The 8,753-nt window shown below is 70.0% G+C and carries 11 protein-coding genes and 1 pseudogene; 4 read left to right on the top strand and 8 right to left on the bottom strand.

Going from position 1 to position 8,753, the window contains the following annotated elements; genetic code table 11:
* Positions 1 to 219 (bottom strand): annotated as a pseudogene (locus AC27VN_RS24020) (sensor histidine kinase); the annotation flags it as partial.
* 66 nt (positions 220 to 285) lie between these two features.
* On the opposite strand from AC27VN_RS24020, the gene AC27VN_RS24015 reads away from it, so the two are divergent.
* The gene (locus tag AC27VN_RS24015; protein WP_490878129.1) at positions 286 to 1,344 is read left to right on the top strand and encodes a DUF72 domain-containing protein; all 1,059 of its coding nucleotides are present in this window, start codon (positions 286 to 288) and stop codon (positions 1,342 to 1,344) included.
* A gap of 1 nt (position 1,345) precedes the next feature.
* On the opposite strand, the gene AC27VN_RS24010 is transcribed toward AC27VN_RS24015, so the two are convergent.
* Positions 1,346 to 1,828: a RidA family protein gene (locus AC27VN_RS24010; protein ID WP_490878128.1), complete on the bottom strand. Its 483-nt coding sequence runs from the start codon at positions 1,826 to 1,828 to the stop codon at positions 1,346 to 1,348.
* Between the two features lie 186 nt (positions 1,829 to 2,014).
* Here AC27VN_RS24010 and AC27VN_RS24005 point away from each other — a divergent pair, with 186 nt between their 5' ends.
* Positions 2,015 to 2,632, top strand: a complete 618-nt coding sequence (locus AC27VN_RS24005; protein WP_490878127.1) for a DUF2726 domain-containing protein — start codon at positions 2,015 to 2,017, stop codon at positions 2,630 to 2,632.
* On the opposite strand, the gene AC27VN_RS24000 is transcribed toward AC27VN_RS24005, so the two are convergent.
* From AC27VN_RS24000 to AC27VN_RS23975, 6 genes are read right to left on the bottom strand one after another with little or no spacing between them, the layout of a single operon-like run.
* The gene (locus tag AC27VN_RS24000) at positions 2,611 to 2,931 is read right to left on the bottom strand and encodes a non-heme iron oxygenase ferredoxin subunit (RefSeq protein WP_093341836.1); all 321 of its coding nucleotides are present in this window, start codon (positions 2,929 to 2,931) and stop codon (positions 2,611 to 2,613) included. The genes AC27VN_RS24005 and AC27VN_RS24000 overlap by 22 nt on opposite strands.
* Positions 2,932 to 2,960: 29 nt before the next feature.
* A complete protein-coding gene (locus AC27VN_RS23995; protein ID WP_490878126.1) occupies positions 2,961 to 3,920 on the bottom strand; it encodes a Bug family tripartite tricarboxylate transporter substrate binding protein in 960 nt (319 codons plus the stop codon).
* Complete coding sequence (locus AC27VN_RS23990; RefSeq protein WP_208509103.1) at positions 3,917 to 4,285, bottom strand: chorismate mutase; 369 nt, start codon at positions 4,283 to 4,285, stop codon at positions 3,917 to 3,919. The genes AC27VN_RS23995 and AC27VN_RS23990 overlap by 4 nt, the downstream gene beginning before the upstream one ends.
* 3 nt (positions 4,286 to 4,288) lie before the next feature.
* Positions 4,289 to 4,771 (bottom strand): aromatic-ring-hydroxylating dioxygenase subunit beta, encoded by a 483-nt coding sequence (locus AC27VN_RS23985; protein ID WP_296787904.1) that lies wholly within the window; start codon positions 4,769 to 4,771, stop codon positions 4,289 to 4,291.
* Positions 4,768 to 6,027 (bottom strand): aromatic ring-hydroxylating dioxygenase subunit alpha, encoded by a 1,260-nt coding sequence (locus tag AC27VN_RS23980; RefSeq protein WP_296799265.1) that lies wholly within the window; start codon positions 6,025 to 6,027, stop codon positions 4,768 to 4,770. Before AC27VN_RS23980 ends, AC27VN_RS23985 begins: the two co-directional genes overlap by 4 nt.
* 30 nt (positions 6,028 to 6,057) lie before the next feature.
* Positions 6,058 to 7,050, bottom strand: coding sequence for a 2Fe-2S iron-sulfur cluster-binding protein (locus AC27VN_RS23975; RefSeq protein ID WP_490878125.1), 993 nt, complete (start codon positions 7,048 to 7,050; stop codon positions 6,058 to 6,060).
* 128 nt (positions 7,051 to 7,178) lie between these two features.
* On the opposite strand from AC27VN_RS23975, the gene AC27VN_RS23970 reads away from it, so the two are divergent.
* Positions 7,179 to 8,093 carry a LysR family transcriptional regulator gene (locus AC27VN_RS23970; RefSeq protein ID WP_093341826.1) on the top strand — a complete coding sequence of 305 codons (915 nt, stop codon included), beginning with the start codon at positions 7,179 to 7,181 and terminating at the stop codon, positions 8,091 to 8,093.
* A gap of 55 nt (positions 8,094 to 8,148) precedes the next feature.
* Positions 8,149 to 8,753, top strand: a 605-nt coding sequence (locus AC27VN_RS23965; protein WP_490878124.1) for an AraC family ligand binding domain-containing protein, incomplete at its 3' end; no start/stop codon positions are given.

Here is an 8,753-nt window from a genome sequence, read left to right as displayed (position 1 = left end):
GCCGCTGCCGCTCGCGGGCTCGAGCAGCGCGAGCGTGGCCAGCACCGCGTCGTACTGCACCACCTGCTGGCTCATCAGGCGGTGCGCGATGCGCGCGTCGGTGTCGAAGGCCTGGTGCAGTCGCTCGATCTCCGCGCGCGCGAGCCAGACCGCGCCGATGGCCGACAGCGCCAGCCAGGCCAGCCACCATCCGCCGCGGGTGCGCAACCACTGTTTCATGGCGCGGATTGTGCCCGGCGGGCAGGCGCCGGCCGGGCGAGAATGCGCGCCCGAGGCATCAGTGCAATGCAGGACCATCTTTTCCCCGACCTCCCCGGATCTCCCCCTTCGGCGCCTCCCGCGCCCGCGGCCGATGCGCCGGCCCCGAAGAAATCGCGCGGCGGCACCGTGCAGCCGGCGCCGGCCGATCCCGCGCTGGTCGACCTCGCGCTGCAGCTGCCGCCGCAGTTGCGCTTCGGCGGCTCGTCATGGAACTACCCGGGCTGGGCCGGCCTCGTCTGGGACGGCGAGTACGCCGAGGCCGTGCTGTCGAAGAACGGCCTCGCGGCCTATGGCCAGCATCCGCTGTTCCGCACCGTGAGCCTGGACCGCAACTTCTACCGCGCGCTCACCGCGAGCCAGTACGCGCGCTACGCGGCGATGGTGCCCGACGACTTCCGCTTCGTGGTGAAGGCGCCGAGCGTGGTGACCGATGCCACGGTGCGCGACGAGAGCGGCCGCGGCACGCAGATCAATCCGGCCTTCCTCAGCGCCGACCTGGCGGTGCGCGAATTCGCCGAGCCCGCGCTGCAGGGCCTGGGCCATCGCATCGGCGCGCTGGTGTTCCAGATGAGCCCGCTGCCGCGGCCCGTGCTGGCCGATGTGCCGCTGCTGCTCGAGCGCCTCGCCGCGATGATCGCCGCGCTGCCGGCGCTCACGCCGACCGCGCCCGACGCGGTGGTCGCGGTCGAGGTGCGCGACCCGCAACTCATGACGCCCGAGTTCGCCGCCATGCTGCGCAGCGTGGGCGCCACCTGGTGCCTGGGCCTGCACGCGAAGATGCCGCCGATCGAGGACCAGTTGCCGATGCTGCGCGCGCTGTGGCCGCGCCCGCTGGTGTGCCGCTGGAACCTGCACCGGCGCCACGGCCGCTACGGCTACGAGGACGCCGAGAAGCTCTACGGCCCGTTCGACAAGATCGTCGACCCCGATCCCGAGACGCGCCAGGCGCTGGCGCGCGTGATCGCGGGCACCGTGAAGGCCGGGCAGAACGCCTTCGTCACCGTGAGCAACAACGCCGAGGGCTGCGCGCCGCGCACCGTGGCGACCCTGGCGCAGGAAGTGGCGGACCTGCTGCTGCGCTGAATCAGTCGACCGCGACGGTCATCTCGACCTCGACCGTCGCGTTCTTCGGCAGCGCATAGACGCCGACCGCCGTGCGCACATGCACGCCCGCGTCGCCGAACACCTCGTGCAGCAGGTCCGAGGCCGCGTCGGCCACCTCGCTGTGCTGCGTGAAGTCGGCGCTGCATTGCACGAACACGCCCACGCGCAGCACCTGGCGCACCGCGTCGAGCGAGCCGAGCTCGCGGCGCAGGATCGCGAGCGCGCGCAGCGCGCAGATCCGCGCGCCCTCGCGTGCCTGTTCGAGCGACACGGTATCGCCCGCGCGGCCCGTGACCATCACCGTGGTGCCCACGCGCGGCACCTGGCCGCTGATGTAGACGGTCTGGCCGTCGCGCACGGCCGACGCGTAGTGGCCGCCGACGCGGATCTCGCCCTCGAAGCTGTGGCCGAGCGCGGCGGCGATGCGGTCGGCGGTCTGTTGGCGATGGGCGGAGGCGGTCATGACGGAATTTCCAGCTGAAAGAAAAGGCGCCATCTTCGCTGCACCGGCGCGCCGCGAACAGATACAGAGCCCGCGAAATGCAGCCGCAACAGAGGCCGCGCGCAAGCCCTGGTCCCGAGCCTCGAGGGGCTTGTCGAAGCCCTCGCTTTCACTCGTGCGAGACTCGCCGCTGAAGGAGAGTTACAGATGAATACATTTCTATTCGTGGTCGTTCTGGCGACCCTCGCCCTGCTCCTGGTCGTGCTGATCGCCCAGAAACGCAACGACAGCCGCGGCGGTTTCGTCGAACGCCCACGGCCGCGCGCGCCGCTCAACGAACGCCAGCAGGCCATGTACCACCGCCTGGTGCAGACGCTGCCCGACCTCGTGGTGCTGCCGCAGGTGAGCTTCGGCGCCCTGCTCACGGCGCGCACCCGCGCCGCGCGCAGCGGCTTCGGCCGCAAGATCGCCGACTTCGTCATCTGCGACCGCAACTTCGAGGTGGTGGCCGTGGTCGGCCTCGACGAGAAGGCCGGCCGCAAGGAGCGCGCGCTGCGCGAGGCCCACGATGCGCTGCTGGTCGATGCCGGCTACCGCGTGCTGCGCTATGCGCGCGTGCCCGACGTGGGCCGCGTCGAGGCCGACTTCGATCCCTCGCTGGCCACGCCGCGGCTGCAGATCGGCCCGCGCTTCCTCGAGGCGATGGCGCTCGAGCGGCCGGCCTTCAAGCCCTCGACGCACCAGTGGCATCCGTCGAAGGCCAAGCGCCGGCGCCGCGAGCGCCCGCGCGAGCTGCCCGCCGATCAGCCCTCGAACGCGAGGTAGACCCGCCCGCCTTCGATCTTCACCGGGTAGCTGCGCAGGTCCTCGGTGAGCGGCGCGCACATCGCCTTGCCGCTGCGCACGTCGAAGCGGCCCTGGTGCAGCGGGCACTCGATCTCGTGGCCCTCGAGGAAGCCGTCGCACAGCCGCGCATGGCCGTGGGTGCAGATGTTGTCGGTGGCATGGATGCCGTCCTCGGTGCCGTAGAGCGCGATGTCGCGGCCCTGCACGTCGATGCCGATCACGTCGTCGGCGGGGACATCGTCCACCGCCGCGGCGTCGATCCAGGTGATCGTGGTCATGTTCTTTTCCTTCGTGGCGTGGGTGGCTGTCAGTCGGGCTTGAGGCCCGTGCGCTCGATCACCGGCTTCCAGCGCCGCAGTTCCTCGCCCATGAACTTCGCCAGTGCCTCGGGCGTGCTGCCCACCGGATCGAAGTACGCGGTCTGCAGGCGCTTTTGCACCTCGGGGTCCTTCAGCACCGCGGCGATCTCGCGGCTCATGCGCTGCACGATCGCATCGGGCGTTCCCTTGGGCGCCATGTAGGCGAACCACGGCACGGCCTGGATGTCGGGCAGGCCCGATTCGCGCAGGGTCGGCAGTTCGGGCAGCAGCGCCGAGCGCTCGGCCGAGGTCACGGCGATGGCCTTGAGCCGGCCGGCCTTGGCCTGCGGCATCACCGACACCGGCGGCAGGCAGGCGAACTGCACGTCGCCCTGGATGATCGCGGTGACGGCCTGGCCCGAGGACGCATAGGGAATGTGGACCGCGAAGGACCGGGTCTTGAGCTTGATGAGCTCCACGCCCAGGTGCGAGATCGAGCCGTTGCCGGTCGAGGCGAAGTTGAACTGGCCGGGGTTGCGCTTCATCGCGTCGAGCCAGCCCTTGACCGAGTCGACGCTCATGCCGTTCGACACCGCGCACACATTGGGCGTGGTGGCCGCGAGCGACACCGGCACCAGGTCCTTGAACGGGTCGTACGGCAGGTTCTTGTAGAGGATGGTGTTGTAGACCAGCGGCGCGTTGACCGAGAGCAGGAAGGTGTAGCCGTCGGGCGCGGCCTTCGAGGCCTGGTCGGTGCCGCTGTTGCCGCCCGCGCCGGGCTTGTTCTCCACGATCAGCGGCTGGCCGATACGCGCGGCGAGCTTGTCGTTGACGATGCGCGCGAGGATGTCGGGCGAAGCGCCCGCGGCAAAGGGCACGATCACGCGCACGGGACGCTGCGGCCAGTCCTGGGCCTGGGCCGTCAGGGCGATGGCGGCCGTGGCCGCGAGCACGAACAGGGTCTTCATGGCCGAGCCTCCACGTCCACCATGCCCAGGTGGTCCTGCTGCTCGCGCGCGATGAAGCCCGCGATCAATGCGCGGTAGGCGGCCTCCACCACCTCGGGATAGGCGCCCTCCTGCTCGGCCAGCGCCCTCACCTTGTCGATGACTTCCTGCTGGCGCTGCGGCGCCGAGACCTGGAAGGCATCGCGCTTGAAGCGCGCCGCGTCCTTCACGTAGCGGCCGCGCTCGGCCAGCAGCGCGACGATCCTGCGGTCGAGCGCGTCGATGTTCTCGCGCACCTCGGCGAGGTTGGCGCACAGCGGCCGGTAGGCCGGGTCGGTGAAGCGGCGCAGCGGCGCACCGTGGGTCTCGGGTTCTTTGTCCTGCATGGCTCAGATCGGATAGATGATGGAATTCGGGATCATTTCGCTGTCGAACACGCACAGGCGCGACGCGAACTTCAGGCCTTCGGGCGTGGGCACCACGCGGTCGATGTAGCGGCCCACGTTGAACACGGTCGAGGGCCCGTCGAGCTTGGTGCGGAACACCGCGTAGTTGGCCTCGCTGTGGATGGCGCCGTCGTCGTCGACGCCGTGCACCACCGGCAGCCCGACCACGTGGCGCTGGTAGTACGGGTCGTGGAACAGCGTCTCCTGGATGCCGTAGACGCGGTCCTCGAGCATGCCGCGGCTCTCGAAGGACAGCGTGGCCAGCGGCAGGCCGCGCTCGTGGTTCTCGCGCGGCTGCAGCCGGTAGCTGCACTGCTCGGTGAAGAAGGCCGGCCACAGGCTCCACTGGCCCGAATCGACCGCATGGGCGTAGGCCGCATAGAGCCGCGCCAGGTCGAGGTAGGCGGCGGGGTCGAGCTGCTTCATGCGGCCTCCATCACTTCGCGCCAGTAGCGGTACATGCCGCGGATCAGCGTCTCGGTCACCATGTGGTCGGTGTTCTCGACCTCGCGCCCGCCGAGCTCGGCCAGCGTGCGGTGGTAGGGCTTCTGCTCGAAGCCCTGCTGCGAGAACTCGATCACCTCGCCGTCGTCGGCCGACACGAAGCCCGCCGGCCCGAACAGGTTGGCCTGGCGCAGGCGGCGCTGCGTCATCTCCTCGCTGTCGTCCTCGAAGCCGAAATGGGTCCAGACGAAATCGAAGGCATCGTGGCCCACGGGTTGGATGTGGCGCGTCGACACGCTGTTGACCTGCTGCTGCAGGATCAGGCTCGGGAACAGCGTCATCATCACCGCGGTCGGCCCGCCCCACCAGGGCTCGGGCACGATGTCGAGGAAGCGCGGGTCCTTGAGCTGCATGCTCTCCTTGAAGCTGGAGACCTGCGTCACCTGCGCGGCCTTGCCCGCGCTACCGCGCGTGGAGATCATCGCGGCGTGGCGCCCGCGCGCATCCATCTTGAGCTCCGACTTGTTGTCGGCGCGCCAGAGCCCGAAGGTCACGAACCAGGTATGGAGCAGGCCCGGGTGGTACGGGTCCTTGATGTTCTCCTGCATCAGCTTCCAGTTGCCCGGGATGCGCTGGCGGCTGTAGCCGAGGATGGTGAGCTTGCGGCCGTCGAACAGCCGGTCGAAGTAGCGCAGGATCTCGGGGCCGAGGAAGTCCTCGAACGATTCGATGCCATGGTCGAAGGAGGCGAACACCACGCCGCCGCGCCGCGCGACCTTGAGCTTGTTGAGGCCGTTCTCCTCGAGCTTGAAATCCCCCGGCATGCCGCCGTTGACCTTGCCGTCCTGCTTCACGCCGCGGCGGAACGGCACGCCCTGCAGGTCGCCCTTGAGCGAGTAGTTCCACTGGTGGTAGGGGCAGACGAAGTCCTTGCGGTTGCCCTGGCGCTCGCGGCAGAACTGCATGCCACGGTGCGCGCAGACGTTCTCCACCACGTGGATCTCGCCCTCCATGTCACGCACCAGGATCACCGAGCGCTCGCCGACGGCGGTGCGCTTGAAGTCGCCGGGGTTCGGGATCTCGGCCTCGAGGCCGACGTAGCACCAGTGCTTCTCGTAGAAGAAGCGCTGCAGCTCCTTCCTGTGCAGTTCCTCGTCGGTGTAGGCCTTGAACGGGATGCGGCTGGTCTGCTCGTTCTCCCAGCGCAGCTCGATCGGGAACACGGCTTGCGTTGTCATCGCGGGTCTCCTTGTCTTTCTCCGGATTCTTCAGGTGCCTTGCAGGTAGAAGGCATCGGCATGGATCTGCTCGGGCGCGAGGCCGCGGCCGCGCACCAGTTGCGTCACGGCCTCGACCATCGGTGGCGAGCCGCAGAGGTAGGCGCGCCAGCCCTCGAGGCTGCCGGGCCAGTCGGCGCGGATCGCGTCGGTGATCAGGCCCAGGCGCTGGCCGGTCTCGGCCGGGCCGGCGACCACCACCACCTGCACCGTCAGGCGCGGATGCAGCGCCTGCAGTTCGCGCAGCTCGGCGAGGCCATAGACGTCGGCCCCCGAGCGCACGCCGAGGTAGAGGTGAATCGATTGCTGCGTGAGCCCGGCCTCGATGGCGCCGCGCACGATCGACAGGATCGGCGCCAGCCCGGTGCCGCCGGCCGCGCAGAGCATCGGCCCGCGGTGCTTCGTGCGCAGGTAGGCAGTGCCCAGCGGACCGCTGACGCGCACCGCGTCGCCCACGCGCAGCTGCTCGAACACATGCGCGGTGACACGGCCGCCGGGCACGCGGCGCACGTGGAACTCGAGTTCGTCGTCGCGGCCGAGGCCCGCCATCGAGTACGGCCGCGCGAGTCCCGGCGCGAACTGCAGTTGCGCGTACTGGCCCGGCGAGAACTCGAGCGGCTTGTTGGGTTTCAGGCGCAGGCGGCGGATGTCGTGGGTCAGCGTCTCGATGCCCGTGACCGTGGCCTTGAGCACCCGCGCCGGATGCACCACCACCTCGTCGGGCTCGGGGATCTCGATCGCGCAGCTCTCGGTCAGCGTGGCCTGGCAGGCCAGCACGTAGCGCTCGCCCTGGCCGTCGGGGCGGATGGCATCCTGGCCCGCGTCGAGCACCTGGCCCGACACCAGCTTGCAGCGGCAGGTGCCGCAGCGCCCGGCCATGCAGCTGTACGACACCGGCACATGGTGTTCGCGCAGCACCTCGAGCAGGTTCGCGCCGGGGCGGACCTCGAGCGTGCGGGCCAGGGGGTGGATGTGCAGGTCCATCGGATGTTCTTCTCGTGGGCGGGCGCGCTGCGCCGGTTGTCTCGGGGACGGATGATGCGCGGCCGTCTCCGATTGACCAATAGAATTCCGTGAATCCTCTTCATCACCGAAATGAATAAAGGTCCGGCATGCAGCTCAAGGACATCGACCTCAACCTGTTGCTGGTGTTCGACCGCATGCTGGCCGAGAAACGCGTGTCGGCCGTGGCCGCGTCGCTGGGCCTGTCGCAGCCCGCGATCAGCAACGCGCTCGCGCGGCTGCGCAAGCTGCTGGGCGACGAGCTGTTCCTGCGCACCGCGCGCGGCATGGAGCCCACGCCCTTCGCGCTGCAGCTGGCCGAGCCGGTGGCCTATGCCATGGGCGCGCTGCACACCGCGCTCAACCAGCAGGTGGTGTTCGACCCCGCCACCAGCACGCGCGCCTTCGCGCTCGCGATGACCGACATCGGCGAGATCTACTTCACGCCGAAGCTGATGGCCGCGCTGTCGGCGGTCGCGCCGGGCGTGACCATCAGCACCGTGCGCAACAACACCGCCACCAACCTGCGCGAGGAGCTCGAGGCCGGCCATGTCGACCTGGCGATCGGGCTGCTGCCGCAGCTCAAGTCGGGCGTGTTCCAGCGCCGGCTGTTCCGCCAGCGCTACGTGTGCCTGTTCGCCGGCAGCCATCCGCTCGCGAAGAAGCGCAGCGTGTCGCTCAAGGACTTCGTCGCGGCCGACCACGTGCTGGTGCAGGCCGCGGGCACCGGCCACGGCAAGGCCGACGACGTGATGGCCGCGCAGGGCATCCAGCGGCGCATCCGGCTGCGCGTGCCGCACTTCGTGGCCATCGGCCACATCCTGCGTTCAGGCGACATGATCGCCACCGTGCCCGAGCGGCTCGCGCAGAGCATCGCCGAGCCCTTCGGGCTGGTGTGGCGCCCGCACCCGGTGGCGCTGCCGCAGATCGCGATCAACCTGTTCTGGCACGCCAAGCTGCACCGCGACCCAGGCAACCAGTGGCTGCGCGGCTTGTTGTTCGACCAGTTCGCCGACGGCGACTGAGCACGGTCTTCGGGTTCGGCGTACAAATACGGCCATCGCCCCTTTCCGCATCACGATGGCGCCCTCCCCCCGCATCCGGATCGCTCCCGGCACCGAAGGCATCGAACGCCTCGAGGCCCATCTGCACGGCCAGGCCTTCTCGCCGCACCGCCACGACACCTACGCGATCGGCATCACGCTCGCGGGCGTGCAGCGCTTTCGCTACCGCGGCACGCAGCGGCAGTGCCTGCCGGGCCAGTGCCACGTGCTGCACCCCGACGAGCTGCACGACGGCGGCGCGGGCACCGACGATGGCTTCGGCTACCGCATCCTCTACGTCGACCCGGCGCTGGTGCAGCGCGCGCTGCACGGCAAGCCGCTGCCCTTCGTGGCGCAGCCGGTGCTCGATGCGACGCGGCTGCGGGCCCTCGGCACGGGCTTGCGCACCGCGCGCGAGCTCTGGGACTTCGACGTCGCGATCGACGACGAGGTGCTGCGCACCGAGTTCGCGGTCGCGGTGGCGCAACTGCTGGCCAACGCCGCCACCGGGCAACCCCAGGCACCCGGCTCGCTCGAACTCGCGGGCCTCACGCGCGTGCGCGACCACATCGCCGCCACGCCGACCGAGCGCCCCGCGATGGCGGCGCTCGAACGCCTGGCCGGGCTCGACCGCTGGTCGCT

It is taken from the genome of Variovorax sp. 20P10.2.4 (assembly GCF_058244205.1).
This window is presented reverse-complemented; position numbering and strand designations above follow the sequence as displayed.